We start from the raw sequence: 15650 nt of genomic DNA on the forward strand, positions 1-15650 counted from the left end.
CCCGAGAATGACAACCCCCAGTTGTCAATGTCAACCCCCGGTTGTCACCCAGTCTCAGCTGCCTCAGCACGTCAGCGGCCGGACTTGACCCCTCCAGGCGGTCGGTTATGCCACGACCGACGCGGCTTGGAACATTTCGGTGGGCATCGGGTGGTCTAGTTGCCAGGTGATGGCTATTGGACGGTCGCCGGTGTGGGAGGTGTAGGTGGCTGGGCCGAGGAAGAGGTACGGCGAGGTGCCTAGCTCAGTGAGCTTGTGCTCGCGGGCGAAGATGAGGATCTTCGTGTCCTGGTCGCGGTGATTGAGGTATCGCTGCCCGACCTTCGACGTCACCGACGTGTTGCTCTGGGTTTCCCAGTGAAAGAGGCTCGGGCTGATCGCGTAGTCGCGATACATCGTGGTCGGTGAGTAGTCCGCTTCTGATTTGACCAGGGTGACGAGGAAGGCATCGGAGTTCAGCTCCTCCGAATACAAGACGCCGGACTGGAAGGTGCTCGGTCGGCGTTGAAAGTTGGCGTAGTCGAGCGCTGCCAGGATCTCTTCACGTTGATAGCGAGCGTGTACTCGCAGCGCGAGGTCGTCGAGCCGGCCTCTGAGCGGCAGGGCTCGATGGCGGGCGTGATCCATGGCGAAGTCGGTGACCTCAAGAAGTTCGTCGCGCGCTGCGCGTTCCTGCCGGAGGGCGCGGAAGCCGTCCTCGTACGTCTTGAAGCCGCCGCCATTTGGCCACAACGAGAAGAAGAGCATGCGGGCGAAGGTGCGTTGCATTGGAGCCAGTTCGTCGTACGACGGTCCGTCGTCCTGGAGGAGTCGTCGATAGGTCTGAGCACGTTCCGGATCGTCGACGTGAGACAGCGCCCGCACCCGTCGTAGCAGCGCAGTCTCATGTGTCGACCCGTCCCGAGTGGGCATCCCCGCATCGCGCCGAAGCGACGTCCAGCTTCGACCGGATCGCAGTACGTCGCTGAGTTCGACTCCGGACGCTTGCACGAAGTTCCCGAGCCCCCGGTCGCCCAGCGTCTTAAGTTCTTGGACCATGTCTTGCCAACGACCGGCGACCTGGCCCTTCAGATTGGACAGGACCACCTCCTGGGCGACCTTGTCGAGGACGATCTGGCAGCCGGAAGGCAGCGCCGGGAAGCCTTGCTTTACTTGGTCTTCTAGTCCTTTTCGGGTCTTGCCAGTGAGTGCTCGGAACCTGAGGTCGAACCGGAATTCCTTGCGCTGGTGCCCGACGAAGTCGAGTGCCGTGAGGACTGGTTTGCCGTCGGACTGTCGCAGGCCGCGCCCAAGTTGCTGGAGAAAGACGGTCGGACTCTCCGTGGGCCGGAGGAACAGGACGGTATCAACTTCTGGGAGATCCAGGCCCTCATTGAAGAGGTCGGCCGCGAAGAGTGCATTAACTCGGCGATCCTTTAGATCACGCAGGGCTTGATCGCGCACGGCTGTTGACGTCTCGCCGGAGACGGCTTGTGCAGGAATGCCTGCAGCGTTGAACGTGCGCGCCATGTACTCGGCATGAGCGATTGAGACGCAGAACCCGAGTGCTCGCATTGCTCGTACGTCGGAGAGCTTGTCCTGCACCTCGCGCAGGACGATGGCAGAGCGTTTGTCGTTGCCGGTGTATAGCGCCTCGAGTTGCCGCTCGTCGTACCGACCGCGCTTCCATTGCAGCTCGTCGAGTTGGGTCCCATCGGCAATCCCGAAGTAGTGGAACGGACAGAGCAGATCGGCCGAGAGCGCATCCCAGAGACGAAGCTCGACGGCGGTTCTTCCGCCGAAGAAACTCAGCAAGTCGAAACCGTCGGTGCGCTCCGGCGTTGCCGTCAGTCCAAGCAGCTCGCGTGGTTGCAGGTGATTGAGCAGCTTCCGGTACGTCGGAGCGGCAGCGTGATGAAACTCGTCGACGACAACGATCTCAAAGGCGTCAACCGGCATCGAGGTGACGTCGTACGCCGTCAACGCCTGAACAGACGCGAACACGTGCCGCCAGCGTTCGGGGCGTACGCGCGAGTGGTACTCCTCTCCGAAGCTCGCGTCGGCGAGAACCTCGCGGTACGTGCGCAACGATTGCTGCAGGATCTCGCGACGATGAGCGACAAAGAGGAGCGACGGCGCGGGCTCGCCGCGCTCGAGGGCCGCATCGCGGAGCCGCCGATAGTCGAGAGCTGCGATCACGGTTTTGCCCGTGCCAGTCGCTGCGACGACCAGGTTGCGGTGCCGGTCGTGTACCTCGCGTTCGACCTCGATTTCCTCGAGCATCTCCGCCTGATACGGCCGCGGACGTACCTCAAGGCCGGCCAGGGAGATCGTGACTCGATCGGACGACGTACGGCCGCTCGCTTCGGCTAGTGCGTCGTCGAGCCGATCGCGGTCGCGTGCGGGATCGTACGACTCGAAGGTGGAGTCATTCCAGTACGTGTCGAAGGTCGCTCCGAACTTGTTCAGCAGGCCCGGCGTGGCCACCCGGGAGAGTCGGACATTCCACTCGACCCCGTCGAGTAGCGCTGCTCGGGAGAGATTCGACGATCCGACGTACGCCGTGTCGAAGGTGGTCGCGCGGCGAAAGAGCCACGCCTTCGCGTGCAGGCGCGTGCGGAGGACGTCGTACTGGATTTTGACCTCGGCGCCGAAGTCGTTGACGAGTCTGTCGAGAGCGGTGCGATCAGTTGCGCCGAGATAGGTCGTAGTGATGACGCGGAACGGAGCATCCCGAAGCCGAAGGCGCTCGAGCTCTGGCTCGAGCAACCGGAGGCCATACCACTTCACGAACGCGCAGATCAGGTCAACCTCGTCGGATGTGTCGATCTCGGCGCGTAGTTCCGGGCCCAGCGATGGCTCGCCGTGCGAGTTCGTCAGCAGGGCAGCATCCGACAGCGGCGTACTTGGACGAGTCGAGCCGTAGCTCGTGATGCCCGGACGTACGGCGGGACAGAGAGCGTGGAGTTGACGAGGCGGTTCGCTGGGCAGGAGGTCGTCGTGTTCGGCGAGGAGCTCCAGCAGGTCGTTGACCAGAGCAACGCGCTTGCCTGCGTCGCGCGTTCGGCCGAGCACACGCCGTACTGCGTTCCCGACGTGCCGCGCCAGGACCTCCGGCTGGTCGGCCTCGTCAACCTCGTGTACCACCGGCTCCTGACCATCAAACTGCCCAATGGCCTCAAGCAGACTGCTGGTCACCAACGCGTCGTAGATCCCTGGCTTCATTCCCCTATCACCCCTCCCAGAGGAGCTTGCCAGACCGCGCCGACAGTCACCTGCTTAGACGTCAGGTGAGCGTGTCTCTTGCGCGCATCGAGTCACCGCTGATTCGTTACGCGAACAGGTGAGCGTTCGCCTCACCCAGGCGTCCGACCGGTCCGCCTGCCCGAGACGTGCGTCGGCTGCCGACTCAACAACGGAACCGACTGCGAGGAGGGCTAGTACGGCGTGCGGCTCTATCGGGATCGTGAGGGCACATTCCAGGTGCGCATCTGCATCCAGCGAATGGATCTCTGCCTTCCTGTGGAAGAGTTCGTTCGGAGTGACCTTCGCGAGGAGATTCTTGCGCTGCGGGAGACCGAGTTTCGAAAGCTGGCGGCGAAGTACGGCGCCGAGGGAGTGTGAGATGCCGATCGAGTTCGAGGCCAAGGTGTTGGGCGTTGATCCGGATGAGGTGGCGGGCAGGATCCTCTCGCTGGGTGGGCGTCGTGTCGGGGATCGGCTGATGCGGCGGTACGTCTACGACATCGAGGTTGAGGACCAGTCACGGTGGATTCGCTTGCGTGACACGGGTACGGCGGTGACGCTGACGGTCAAGGAGATCGCGCATGACGGGATCGACGGTACGACGGAGACCGAGGTGGTGGTCGGGGACTTCGAGACCACCAACGAGTTGCTGGGGCGCATCGGATTCGAGCCGAAGTCGTATCAGGAGAATCGGCGGACGAGTTTCGAGCTTGACGGTGCTCAGTTAGAGCTCGACAGGTGGCCGTTGATTCCGCCGTACCTCGAGATCGAAGGGCGTTCTCAGGAACATGTCGTTGAGGTTGGTCGCATGTTGGGCGTTCCCGAAGACGACCTCACGGGCGAGAACACCACCAAGGTGTACGCCCGCTATGGGATCGATCTGAGCGCGATCAGCGAGCTCCGGTTCGCCGAATCAAGCACTGACTAGCGCTCTCTGCCGCGCGGGATGCCGCGGCGTGCGGTGATTGAAGGTGGCTGGGTGGACGGTTGCGCGGTGACGGCTCCGTGGGCGGGGGCCACGTTCGAGGCTGCGGCGAGGGCATTGCGGAGGTCGGGTGGGAGGGGGAGGCGGGGTGGGCCGGTGGGTTCGGCGGCGCCGCGTTGGAAGGTGGGACGGTGGTTCGGGAGGTGCGCAAGCTCGGGGACGGGTTGCCCGAGCTCACGCCCGAGGCGGGCGCCGGCGATCTGGAACGGGAGATCTGAACCGCGTGGCGCGAAGCAGACGGCCTCTCGGTAGGGCAGACCGCCATCCTCGGCTTCGAATTCGCGGTAGATCAAGCGATGCGACGGGCCGAGGTCGTGACCGCGACGGGACTCCCGGACGACTGGCACCTTGAGTTCGGCACAGTCGCGGAGGTCGTGGTGATCCGGCGAGTAGCCGAGACGCTTGCCGTCGTACTCGTCCTCGCGTCCTTCGGCCAAGGCTTGAAGGCCGAGCTTGAGAGCACGGAACTCACGACCGCGAAGGCTGTCCGGTTGTGACGCGGCCGCGTGTTGCAGCATCGCGAGTTCCCGCCGAAGCCTGGGCCTGACGAGGAGTCGATACCGCGCGGTCACTTCTTCGGCGGCAGGTCGGAGTCGTCGATCGGCTCGTTCAGGTCCCAGCCGATCTCGGCCGCCACGTCTTCGAGCGGGACGGACGGCCCATCGTCGGCAAGGGACTCGCGGGCGATGTCGTACACGTGGTCGAACTCGAGGGTGTCGGCTGAGAGTACGGCGAGGCGTTGCCAGAGGTCCCAGGAGATGAAGACGCCTTCAGGCTGCCCTGCGTCGCCGACGATGAAGGGGCCGGCCTCGCCCGAGCGGAACCGTTCGAGCATCTGCGGAAGATGCTCGGCGGCCGCGGACGGGCCGATCACCCAGATCCGTTCACCGCTGGCGAGAATGTGCGGTGTTTCGTCGGAGTTCATCGAGATCCTTCCGGTCGGCGTCCTTTACAGGATAGGAAGTGGATGACTGGCGAGGAGGGAGTTATCCACAGGGTGCACTTCGGTTGAACTCGGCCTCGTTGGCCAGCTCGCTCAGATCCCGCCGTACCTGGAGATCGAGGGTGACTCGCGTGAGCATGTTGTCGACGTTGCCGGGGCACGAGGCATCAATGAGCTGCGGCTGACTGGGGAGAACACGATCAAGGTGTCTGCGCGCTACGGGATCGATCTGACCACGATCGACGACCTGCGGTTCGATTGACGACCGCGTGGAGCTGGCTTATCTGCTCTGGGACGGGCCTCTGCTTGGTGGGTGGCGTTGGGCTGCTGGCGGGCGGATCGTTTGTGGTGCGGAGGTGCCGGGTGAGGGAAGGCCCTCCATGGCCTTCACTGCTTGGGTCAGGTCGGCCGGCCCTCGCGCAGGGCGCTCAAGCCGAGGCGAACTGCTTCGAACTGCTGGGCGGCTCGTTGTCGCTGTCGAGGTTCCAGCCGAACTCGGCGGCCAGTTCGTCGGCCGAGACGTAGTCCTCGACGCGGTTGGTCGCCAGGCGCCGTCGGGTGACCTCGCGAATCTCTGCGGCCTGCTCAGTGTCCGCTGCCACCTCTTCGAGCAGCGCCCACCGCTCGAAGGGGACGACCACGCCTACCGGCCGGCCGTCGTCGCCGAAGATCAGTGGCTCAGCCTGACCTGCGCGGAACCGCTGCAGCATCCGGGGAAGGTTGTGTGCGGCGGTCGCCGTGTCGATCACGTTGACCCGGTCGCCATTGGGCCGGTCCTGCGGCGTCTCCGTCGACATCTGAACTCCCTCGCTAGCTATCGCCCCAGACTAAATGACCTCGTCATTGCCTGGGCTTCGACTTGACGTCGGAATCATCGATTGGGTCGTCGAGGTTCCAGCCGAACTCGGCGGCTACTTCTTCGATGGGGATTGATGGGCGGGGGTCGGACAGGCGGGCGCGTTCGAGGGTGTAGGTCGTATCGAAACCGTCCTCGTCGAAGACGCGCGTGTCGAGGGCGCGCCAGAGTTCGAAGGGGACGACTACGCCTTCGGGCCGGCCTGCTTCGCCGAAGATGAGTGGGTCCATATGACCGAAGCGGAAACGTTCGAGCATTTGAGGCAAGAGGTCGGCGGCGGTGGAGGTCTTGATCACCCAAACGCGTTCTCCGTCTGGGAGCACGTATGACGCTTCTTCGGAGTCCATCGTGGTCCTTCCCGGTTTGTGGGCGTTCTCATCAGAATATGAGCGGCGCTCCGTTCAGGAGAGGAGTTATCCACAGAGGGTGAGCGCTGTTGTCGGGTGGGGTGGGTGGGCGTAGTTTCGGAGGTGGGTGAGTGGGGGATGAGCGCCGGCGGGGTGTGTTGGCCGGTGGAGGAGGCTCTGCCCGGACGTCCCTCCAGATGGGTGGAGCTCAAAGGAGCCCGGGGCGCTTGGCGCTCCGGGCTCCCTCTCGGTCGGGTGACGAAGGTCAGAGGTTGCGGAAGAACTTGCGGAGGTCTTCGGTGACCTCTTCGGGGCGTTCTAGGGAGGCGAAATGGCCGCCCTTTTCGAAGTTGGACCAGTGGACGACGTTGGTGTTGTCGCGGTCGGCGAGTGGGCGGATGGTTTTGAAGTCGTCGGCGAAGACGGCGACGCCGGTGGGGGCGTGGTTGAGTTGGGGTTCGGCGCCGGAGTTGGCCTCCTCGTAGTGGTAGCGGCCGGCTGCGGCTGAGGTGTTGGTGAACCAGTAGAGGGAGACCTCGGTGAGGATCTGGTCCTGGGTGACCAGGCTGGTGCCGTTGCCGAAGTTGTTGAAGAGTTCGTTCCAGGCGAGCTGCCCGACCGGCGAGTCGGAGATGCCGACGGCAACGGTTTGGGGGCGGGTCGAGTTGATCGCGTTGTACCCGCCGACCGACTGGAACCACTTCAGGTGTTCGAGTGCGGCGTAGTCCGCCGGCGTGAACTTCTCGAACTCGGCCGGGTCGCCCGACGGGAACGAGAACAGCTGCAGGACGTGCAGTCCGAGGAATCCGGGCGGGTTCAGTACGCCGAGTTCCCGGGCGACCATCGCGCCGGCGTCGGACCCGTGCGCGCCGTACGACTCGTAGCCGAGCCGCCGCATCAGCGTGTCGAACGTGCGCGCCACCCGCGCCATCGTCCAGCCGCGGTCGACGAGCGGCGTGCTGAACCCGAAGCCGGGGATCGACGGTACGACGACCGAGAACGCGTCCTCGGCGGATCCGCCGTACGCGACCGGGTCGGTGAGCGGGCCGATCATGTCGAGGAAGTCGGCGAACGAACCCGGGTACGTGTGGGTCAGCAGCAGCGGGGTGGCGCCCTCGACCGCGGACGGCACGTGGATGAAGTGCACGGTCTGCCCGTCGATCTCGGTCAGGTAGTGCGGGAACTCGTTCATCCGCGCCTCCTGCGCCCGCCAGTCGAACTCGTTCTGCCAGCGGTCGACCATCTCGCGGAGGTAGTGGTTCGGCGTGCCGAGGTCCCAGTCGTCGCCCGGGGCGGCCTCGGGAAGGCGGGTCCGCGCGAGGCGGGCGTTCAGGTCGTCCAGGTCGGCCTGGGCGATTGTGACGGTGAAGGGCCGGATGCTCTCGTTCGTGTTCATGGCTCTACCGTAGAATCCGTATAGGAACATTAGATTCCTAATTGGGAGATTGTTTTGCTCGAGACTTCGCAGCGTTTGCTAGCACTGCTAGCTCTGCTGCAGACGCGTCCCGCGTGGACCGGTTCCGAGCTGGCCGAGCGACTCGAGGTGACGACGCGGACGGTTCGGAACGACATCGATCGGCTGCGTGACCTCGGATATCCGGTCGACGCGACGCGCGGTCCGGCCGGCCACTACCAGCTCGGTGTCGGCGCGAAGCTCCCGCCGCTGCTGCTGGACGACGAGGAAGCGGTCGCCGTCGCGGTCGGTCTGCGGACCGGTGCGGGCGTTGTCGGGATGGGGGAGAGCAGCGTGCGCGCGCTGACCAAGCTCCAGCAGGTGCTTCCGCATCGTCTGCAGCGCCAGGTGAACGCGATCAACAAGGCGATGGACAAGGGCCCCGACAACACGCGCTCGAACGTCGACGCTCCCGAGATCGATCCCGCCGTACTGTCGACCATCGCGGCGTGCATCCGGGACGAGCATTATCTTCGCTTCGAGTACGTCGTACCGGACGGTGTCTCGCTGTACAAGGCGGGATCGAGTGTCACGCAGCAGTTGCCGATCCTCGTCGAGCCCTATCGGCTGGTGAGCTGGCACGGGTACTGGCATCTGGTCGCGCGGGACGAGCAGGGGGAGTGGCACACGTACCGCGTCGATTGGATGTCGTTGCGGATGGCAACGGGGCGGCGGTATCAGCCGCGTCCGATGGCCGACGGGGAGTACATCGATTTCGTACTGCATGACGTGGCGTCGGCCGGGTGGAAGGCGCATGCTCGAATCACGGTGTACGCGCCCGCTCAGGAGGTCCTGTCGCGCATCCACGCGGCCGTCGGCATTGTCGAATCCGTGGATGACGACACCTGCATCCTGGTCACGGGCGCCGACTCGCTCGAGACGATCGCCGTCTACATCGGCATGCTCGGCCTCGACTTCCACGTCGACGGCCCGCCGGCCCTCGTCAACCACCTTCGCACCGTGGGCGAGCGCTATCTGAAGGCGATCGGCGTACCGAAGAACGGGTAGTGGTCGCGAGTTGCGCTGCTGGGCCGGGCGCCGGGAGGCGGGGGCGGCTGGGGGAGAGGCGCAGGAGTCGGGGCACCACCCGTTCTTAGGTACGCCGAGCGCGCCTAACGACAGGAGGTAGTCGGTGGATCTGGGGCCGGGAGAGGGAGCTCGGGCGGGCGTGCAGGCCAGTTGGTCGACTACGTCCTGTCGTTAGGTATGCCTAGGCCGGCGTTGCGGGCTTGGATTATGGCGGTGGCTCGGTCGGCGGTGCCTAGTTTGGTGAAGATGGTGGAGACGTTGTTGGCGACGGTCTTCGGGGCCAGGTCGAGGCGGGTGGCGATCGCGGGGTTGGAGAGGCCGGCGGCGAGGAGGTCGAGGATCTCGCGTTCGCGGGTGGTGAGTTCGGGGAACGGGGCGGTGGGTGGCGGGGCCGCGAAGAAGGTGAGGACGCGGCGGGCGACGCCGGGGCCGAAGATGGCTTCGCCGGCGGCCACGGCTCGGATGGCGCGGGCGATCTCGTCTTGTTCGGCGCCTTTGACGAGGTAGCCGCGGGCGCCGGCGCGCATGGCGGCGAAGACCGAGTCGTCGTCTTCGAACATGGTGAGTACGAGGACGGCGACCTCGGGTGCGGCGCGGGCCAGTTCGCGGGTGGCGGCGAAGCCGTCCAGGTCGGGCATTTGGAGGTCGAGTACGGCGACGTCGGGGCGGGTCGTGACGACCTCGCGGATCGCTTCACGTCCGGTGGAGGCGACCCCGACTACCTCGATCCCGGGGAGGGAGCTGAGCAGCGCCTCCAACCCCGCCCGGACCACCGGATGGTCGTCGGCCAGCACGACCCGGATCACCGCAACTCCAAGGACGAGGCTTCGGGGGACGGCACTGCGCGGTTCGGTCCGGCAGGCGCGTCGGCGGAAGAGCGGGCGGCGGGAGCGCGCGTGGCAGTGGCGTCGGTGGGTGAGTCGGTGTCGGAGGTGGACGGTACTGCGGGATTCGGTCCGGCAGGCACGTCGGCGGAAGAGCGGGTGGCGGGGGTGCGCGTGGTAGAGGGGTCGGTGGGTGAGTCGGTGTTGGAGGTGGACGGTACTGCGGGATTCGGTCTGGGAGGCGCGTCGGTGGAAGGGCGGGTGGCGGGGGTGCGCGTGGCAGAGGGGCTGGTGGCGGTGCGAGTGGCAGAGGGGTCGGTGGGAGAGAGGTCGGTGGGTGGGGCGGGGTTGGGGGCCGCGGGGGTGTGGGCGGGGAGGGCGTTGCGAGAGTGGGGCGGGGTGTCGGTGGTGGAGGTGGGGAGGGGGAAGACGGCGCGGACGAGGCCGCCGTGGGCGGTTGGGCCGGCTTCGAAGGTGCCGCCCAGTTCGGCGGCTCGTTCGTTCATTGCTTGCAGGCCGACGCCGGGGCGCCAGGTGTCGGTTGGTGGGCCGTCGTCGGTCACCTCGATCTCCAACGCGGTCCCGCAGCGCAGCGTCAGTACGGCGGAGGTTGCCCGAGAGTGCCGTACGACGTTCGTCAGCGCCTCGGTCGCGATCCGGTACGCCGCGACCTCCAACGCGGCGGGCAACGTCGGCAATCCCTCGGCTGCGACCTCCACCTGGAGCGTTGCTCCATCGGCACGGAAAGACAGTTGATCCGCGCGTTGCCGCAATGCTCCGACCAGCCCGAGTTCGTCGAGTGCCGGGGGTCGCAGGTCCTCGACCAGACGACGTACGTCGGCGATCGCCGACCGGGTATCGGACCGCAACCGGGCGAGCAGTTCGACAGCCTGCGATGTGTCGGTGATGATCAGGTTCGCGGCGGCGTCCGCGGAGAACGCGACGCCGGTGAGCGTCGGCCCCAGACCGTCGTGCAGGTCCCGCCGCAACCGTCGACGTTCCTCCTCGCGCGCGGACACGAGCTTCTCGCGCGACGACTGCAACTCCGCCGACAAGCGCGTCGCATGCAGCGCGACCGCCAGCGGTACGGCGACCAGCCCGAGCACACTCCGATCGGCCGACGACAACCCCGACTCACCCGACCGCACCCCAACCTCGAGCGTCCCCACCACCTCACCCCCGTACGACAACTCCAGCGGTACGACGGAACCTCCAGCAGAACCGGCCGCGGGGCCGCGGGCGGGGGTGGTGGCGCTGGCGGCTATGACTTGGCCGTTGACGATTAGGGCGGCGTATGGCAGGCGTAGGGCGGAGCGGATTGCTGCGACCACGCCTGGAAGGCCGGCGGACAGTTGCTCGCCGACCCGGGACGCCACACGCGCCGGATCGTGCCGGTCGCCGTACAGAGCTCGGTCGACCAGCTGCTGCAGCCGGGGCAGCACCGGCGCGATGACCAGTGCCACGAACACGGTCACCGCGGCTGACCGTCCGACCTGTGACGCGATCAGCGAGTCGAGTAACGCGACCAGCGCCGCATAGATGCCAATGGCAACGAGCGACAACAGCGCCCAGGTCAGCGCACGCGACACGACCAGCCGGATGTCGAGCAGTTGGTAGCGGACGATCGCCACGGCGACCGCGATCGGGATCAGCGGAATCGCCAGCAGGACAAGGATCGGCGTACCGGCGACGAAGGCCCACGGGACGACGAAGAGCAGCGCGATCACCGATGCCAGCAGCAACCACAGCAGTTGCCGGCGGCCCGCTTCGTCGGCCCGGCGGTAGCGGATCCCGAGGCAGAACAGGGCCAACAGGATCGCGACGAGATTGCGGACCTCGGTCGCTGTCCACAGGGGTTGCAGAGCGTCGTAGTTCGGCACGGTCAACAGGCCGAGAGGAAGATCGGGCGAGATCGGTTCGCCGCTCCCGATCATCTCCAGGACGAAAAGCGGCGCGGTCACGATGATCCCGATCGCGGCCCAGCGCCAGCGCGGGGACAGCAACCGGCCGTCCGGGAACAGCAACAGCGCGAGCGGCAGGAACAGTCCGATCGACCACGGCCAGGCAGCCATCGAGACGGTGACGAGCACCCGCTGCGCGAACTCACCGTGCACGACGTAGGCCAGGGTGTCGGCGAACGGCGTGGTGGCGTGGCCGATCCCGTCCGCGAGGAACAGCCAGCCGATCGGGTTGGCCGGCCGGTGCCAGGCGATGACCGCGCCGCACAGGCCGAAGGTGAGGCCCATCAGGCCGTTCGTCACGGCAAAACTGTCGACCAGCTCGCGCCAGCCCCACCCGATCGAGACGCCGTAGGCCACGGCGAAAACCACCTCGGCCACCACCAGCGCGGCCAGCGCGGCGGCGAGGCCTCGGCGGTTCCGGGACGTTGTCATATCCGCAGTGTGCTCCCGAAAGGTTCCCGCCGTCTCGGGAAAGCGATCCCGGAACGGGCGGGGAACTGCCCGCCGGGGAGGGAATTCACCCTCAGGCGGACACCTGCCTACAGGGACGACGGTGGTGCCAACACCGGAACAAGGGGGTAGGGAAATGTACAGATTCGGGCTGGTTCTCCTCGGGCTGCTCGCACTGATGGACGTGGCGACGCCGCTCCTCACGGACGGGGATCACCCGCCGATGAGCGTCGCGATCGGGGCCGCGGTGATCGGGTTGATCAGCCTGGTGCTGGTCGGGTACGCCTGGCGCGGGAAGCGCTGGGCGCTGGCGCCGTTGATCACGCTGCGGTTGGCTTCGGCGCTGCTCGCCGTACCGGCGTTCTTCGCGTCCGATGTCCCCGGTGCCGCCGTCGCCGCGGCCGGATTCGGAGTCGCTGCGACCGTCGTCGGCGTCATCGCCGTACTGCTGCCGAAGCGCGAGCTGGCAGGTGCGCGATGACACAGACGATCAGCCGTACGACGTCCCGCCCGGACATCCGGCCCGCGTGGCGGTTGGTGGCAGCGCTCGTCCTGCCGATCGGGCCGGCAGCGGTGGCGCTGCTCCGGTTCCTGCTGCCGTACGACACCGCGGATGACGTCTCGACAATGACCGGCAAGATCGTCGGTCACCTCGATCGCAGTTCGACGATCCTGTGGCTGTCCTACATCGCGTTGGTCACGCTGGTCCCGGGGGTGTACTTCGTCGGTCGATTGGCCCGCCGCGGCGCGCCGTGGCTGACCGGGATCGCGGTGTTCCTCATCGTCCCGGGCTACCTGTCGTTGCCCTGGCTGGCGTCCAGTGACGTGTTCACCTGGTCGGCGGGCACCGCCGGTGTCGACCAGGCGACGATCACGAGGATCGCCGAGGTCACGCACGGCTCGGTGGATCTCGCCGGAACCGTGTTCGTGGTCGGGCACGTACTCGGCACCATCCTGCTCGGGATCGCGATGTGGCGCTCCGGCGTCGGCGGCCGGTGGGCGGCGCTGGCGGTCGCGGTCTCGCAGCCGCTGCACCTGACCGCGGTCATCATCAGCAGCCACCCGCTCGACCTGGTCGGCTGGGGACTGCAGGCAGTGGGGTTCGCCGCGGTGGGGTGGGCGATCCTCCGGATGCCGAACGACGAGTGGCAGCCACTGCCGTAAGGTCCGGCAGCGATTGGCTGCCGGGCCACTGCACGATCAGTACGGCGGACAGTACGAGCGCTCCGCCCAGCCACTGCACGGCGCTCAGGTGCTCGCCGAAGATCAGCGCCGCCGCGACGACCGTTACGACCGGCTCGAAGATCGACAGGATCGAGGCGACCGACGGGCCGACTCGGGCCATCCCGGCAAAGAAGAACAGGATCGCCGCGACGGTGCTGATGAGCGCGACAGCGGCCAACCACAGCCAGCCGATCGGGGCAAACGCCAGGTCGGTTCCGCGGAAGAAGGCCAGGACCAGGAAGGTGCCGAAGGCGCCTGTGCACACCAGCGCCGTCAACGCGAGCGGCTGTACGTCGGCGGTCAGCGAATCGCCGACCAGGATGTAGCAGGTGTAGACGGTTGGCGCCCCCAACGCCAGCAGGACGCCGGGCAAGTCGAACCGCCCGGTCATCGCCCCGCTGAGCACCAACCCGATCCCGACCAGGGCGACCGCCAGCGCCGCGATGCGCCGGCGCGAGGCGCGTTCGCGGCGCAATGCGATCGCCCCGACCATCACGAGGACCGGATACAGGTACAGCAGCAACGCGACGAGTGACGCGTCAATGCGGGCCAACGCGGAGAAGTACAGGCCGGATTGGGCGGCGTATCCGAACACGCCCATGCCGAGTCCGGTGAGGACGGCGCGGCGGGGAAGGTTGCGGAGCGCACCGCGGGCGAGCGCGAGTGCGAGCAGTAGCGCGCCGGCCAGGCCGAAGCGGACCAGGAGTAGCGCGTCCACCGACACACCCGCGTCGTACGCGAGCTTGCCGAAGACGGCCATGACTCCGAAGGTGGCGGCGGAAAGAAGGCAGAAGAGGCGTCCCACGTCCTCGATGGTCAGGGGAGCGGACTGTTCACGTCCATCACGGCTTCACGGACAGCATTGTGAAGCTAAGCTGAACGAATGATGGATCTGCACCGATTGCGGCTGCTGCGGGAGGTCCACGGCCGCGGAACGGTTCACGGCGCGGCCCGCGCGCTCGGCTACTCGCCCAGCGCGATCTCGCAGCAGTTGGCCGTTCTGGAGCGCGAGACCGGGACCCGATTGCTCGAGCGGGTCGGTCGCAATGTGCGGCTGACCGCGGCGGGCGAGGTGCTGGTGCGGCACGCGACGGCGCTGCTGGACGGAGTCGAAGCAGCCGAGGCGGAGTTGGCTGCCGTCGCGGCGGGCCGGGTTGCGGGGGTTGTCCGGATCGCGTCGTTCCAGTCCGCGTTCATCCGCGTGGTCGCTCCGGCGATTCGCAGCCTCGCGACGACGCATCCCGACATCCGCGTCGAGGCCGCCGAACTCGAGGTCGAACAGGCCGCGCCGGCGCTTCGCCTGCAGCAGTTGGACGTCATGGTCGGCGACGAGTACGACGGCCAGCCGCGCGCCGTACACACCGACCTGCGTCGTGAGCACCTGCTCCGCGAACAGATCCGCGTCATTCTCCCCGAGGATCATCCGGAGGCCGCCGCCGACCGCGTCCAGCTGAGGCGGCTTGCCGACCTGCCGTGGGCCGCGTGCCAGCCCAACACCGGTCATCGCGAGATGCATGTCCGCGTCTGCCGTGAGCTCGGCGGGTTCGAGCCCGACATCCGCTACAGCTCCGACGACTTCCTCATCTTGCTCGAGCTCGTCCGTACGACGGGCGCGGGTGCATTGCTCCCGGATCTCGTCATCGGTGCGGGCGCTCCAGGCGTCGCCGTACGGCGGCCGGCCGAAGGCGATGTCGGGCGGGCGGTGTTCCTGCTCACCCGCCGTACCCGAACTCCTGCGGTCGCGGCAGTCGCCGCTGCTTTGGCGACTGCGGCCACCGATCAAACGAGGTCGTGACGAAGCAGCACGGTCCGGTTGTCGAAGGACCGGGTCTCCACCAGCCGGAGCGTACGCCGGCCGGTCGGCTGGTGCACCGGCTTGCCGCCGCCGAGCACCACCGGGTGCACGATCACGTGGTACTCGTCGAGCAGCCCGAGCTCGGTCAGGGCCGCGGCGACGGTCGAGCTCCCCGTCAGCAGGATGTCCTTGCCCGGCTCCGCCTTGATCGCCTCGAGGTCCTTGGCGTTGCGGACGATGCGCGTGTTCCAATCGGCGCTTTCGAGGGTCGTCGAGAGCACGACCTTCGGCGTACGGCGCCAGACCGGCGCGAACTCGATCGCGTGCTCGTCGGGGTTCATCGCCTCGGCGTTCGGCCAGTACGACGACATCATTTCCCAGACCGTCCGCCCGTAGAGGAACAGGTCGGCGCGCTCGGTCAGCGACATCGAGTACGCACCGAGCTCCGGCCCGAGCACCGGCCAGTCGAACTCGCCGTTCGGCCCCTCGATGAAGCCGTCGAGCGACTGGTGCACGTAGTACATGATCTTCCGCATGATGTCCTCCGGGTGATGGCTG

16 protein-coding genes are annotated in these 15650 nt (G+C 66.9%); 7 read left to right on the top strand and 9 right to left on the bottom strand.

The genetic code is table 11. From position 1 onward, the window contains the following. Positions 1 to 105: 105 nt before the first annotated feature. A complete protein-coding gene (locus tag EV651_RS29200; protein ID WP_133788479.1) occupies positions 106 to 3204 on the bottom strand; it encodes a DUF3427 domain-containing protein in 3099 nt (1032 codons plus the stop codon). A 400-nt stretch (positions 3205 to 3604) separates the two neighbouring features. On the opposite strand from EV651_RS29200, the gene EV651_RS29210 reads away from it, so the two are divergent. The 3 genes from EV651_RS29210 to EV651_RS29220 all read left to right on the top strand — a co-directional run bounded on the left by EV651_RS29210 (position 3605) and on the right by EV651_RS29220 (position 4707). Continuing rightward, positions 3605 to 4153, top strand: coding sequence for a class IV adenylate cyclase (locus tag EV651_RS29210; protein ID WP_133788480.1), 549 nt, complete (start codon positions 3605 to 3607; stop codon positions 4151 to 4153). A 77-nt stretch (positions 4154 to 4230) separates the two neighbouring features. Further along, a complete protein-coding gene (locus EV651_RS29215) occupies positions 4231 to 4428 on the top strand; it encodes a hypothetical protein (RefSeq protein WP_133788481.1) in 198 nt (65 codons plus the stop codon). A gap of 78 nt (positions 4429 to 4506) precedes the next feature. After that, positions 4507 to 4707: a hypothetical protein gene (locus EV651_RS29220; RefSeq protein ID WP_133788482.1), complete on the top strand. Its 201-nt coding sequence runs from the start codon at positions 4507 to 4509 to the stop codon at positions 4705 to 4707. A gap of 71 nt (positions 4708 to 4778) precedes the next feature. On the opposite strand, the gene EV651_RS29225 is transcribed toward EV651_RS29220, so the two are convergent. The 4 genes from EV651_RS29225 to EV651_RS29245 form a co-directional block, all read right to left on the bottom strand. Further along, complete coding sequence (locus EV651_RS29225) at positions 4779 to 5135, bottom strand: hypothetical protein (protein ID WP_133788483.1); 357 nt, start codon at positions 5133 to 5135, stop codon at positions 4779 to 4781. Between the two features lie 446 nt (positions 5136 to 5581). Next, positions 5582 to 5950: a hypothetical protein gene (locus EV651_RS29235; protein WP_133788484.1), complete on the bottom strand. Its 369-nt coding sequence runs from the start codon at positions 5948 to 5950 to the stop codon at positions 5582 to 5584. 43 nt (positions 5951 to 5993) lie between these two features. Continuing rightward, complete coding sequence (locus tag EV651_RS29240; protein ID WP_133788485.1) at positions 5994 to 6305, bottom strand: hypothetical protein; 312 nt, start codon at positions 6303 to 6305, stop codon at positions 5994 to 5996. Between the two features lie 316 nt (positions 6306 to 6621). Further along, positions 6622 to 7752 (bottom strand): epoxide hydrolase family protein, encoded by a 1131-nt coding sequence (locus tag EV651_RS29245; RefSeq protein WP_133788486.1) that lies wholly within the window; start codon positions 7750 to 7752, stop codon positions 6622 to 6624. A 54-nt stretch (positions 7753 to 7806) separates the two neighbouring features. Here EV651_RS29245 and EV651_RS29250 point away from each other — a divergent pair, with 54 nt between their 5' ends. Continuing rightward, positions 7807 to 8817, top strand: a complete 1011-nt coding sequence (locus EV651_RS29250) for a YafY family protein (protein ID WP_133788487.1) — start codon at positions 7807 to 7809, stop codon at positions 8815 to 8817. Between the two features lie 179 nt (positions 8818 to 8996). Here EV651_RS29250 and EV651_RS29255 read toward each other — a convergent pair whose 3' ends face one another. Beyond that, positions 8997 to 9644 (bottom strand): response regulator transcription factor, encoded by a 648-nt coding sequence (locus tag EV651_RS29255; protein ID WP_238157266.1) that lies wholly within the window; start codon positions 9642 to 9644, stop codon positions 8997 to 8999. Then, complete coding sequence (locus EV651_RS43040; protein WP_133788488.1) at positions 9641 to 12055, bottom strand: sensor histidine kinase; 2415 nt, start codon at positions 12053 to 12055, stop codon at positions 9641 to 9643. The genes EV651_RS29255 and EV651_RS43040 overlap by 4 nt, the downstream gene beginning before the upstream one ends. Before the next feature lie 154 nt (positions 12056 to 12209). On the opposite strand from EV651_RS43040, the gene EV651_RS29265 reads away from it, so the two are divergent. After that, the gene (locus tag EV651_RS29265; RefSeq protein ID WP_133788489.1) at positions 12210 to 12554 is read left to right on the top strand and encodes a hypothetical protein; all 345 of its coding nucleotides are present in this window, start codon (positions 12210 to 12212) and stop codon (positions 12552 to 12554) included. Beyond that, positions 12551 to 13237, top strand: a complete 687-nt coding sequence (locus tag EV651_RS29270; RefSeq protein WP_133788490.1) for an MFS transporter — start codon at positions 12551 to 12553, stop codon at positions 13235 to 13237. Before EV651_RS29265 ends, EV651_RS29270 begins: the two co-directional genes overlap by 4 nt. Here EV651_RS29270 and EV651_RS29275 read toward each other — a convergent pair. After that, a complete protein-coding gene (locus EV651_RS29275; protein WP_202870558.1) occupies positions 13125 to 14102 on the bottom strand; it encodes a DMT family transporter in 978 nt (325 codons plus the stop codon). The two genes, EV651_RS29270 and EV651_RS29275, sit on opposite strands and share 113 nt — an antisense overlap. Positions 14103 to 14180: 78 nt before the next feature. Here EV651_RS29275 and EV651_RS29280 point away from each other — a divergent pair, with 78 nt between their 5' ends. Next, positions 14181 to 15092, top strand: a complete 912-nt coding sequence (locus EV651_RS29280) for a LysR family transcriptional regulator (protein ID WP_133788491.1) — start codon at positions 14181 to 14183, stop codon at positions 15090 to 15092. Here the strand turns inward: EV651_RS29280 and EV651_RS29285 are convergent. Next, positions 15077 to 15628, bottom strand: a complete 552-nt coding sequence (locus EV651_RS29285) for a dihydrofolate reductase family protein (protein ID WP_133788492.1) — start codon at positions 15626 to 15628, stop codon at positions 15077 to 15079. The genes EV651_RS29280 and EV651_RS29285 overlap by 16 nt on opposite strands. Between the last annotated feature and the right edge of the window lie 22 nt (positions 15629 to 15650).

The sequence above is a fragment of the Kribbella sp. VKM Ac-2571 genome (genome assembly GCF_004362255.1).
In the GTDB taxonomy this organism is placed as follows: Bacteria; Actinomycetota; Actinomycetes; order Propionibacteriales; family Kribbellaceae; genus Kribbella; species Kribbella pratensis.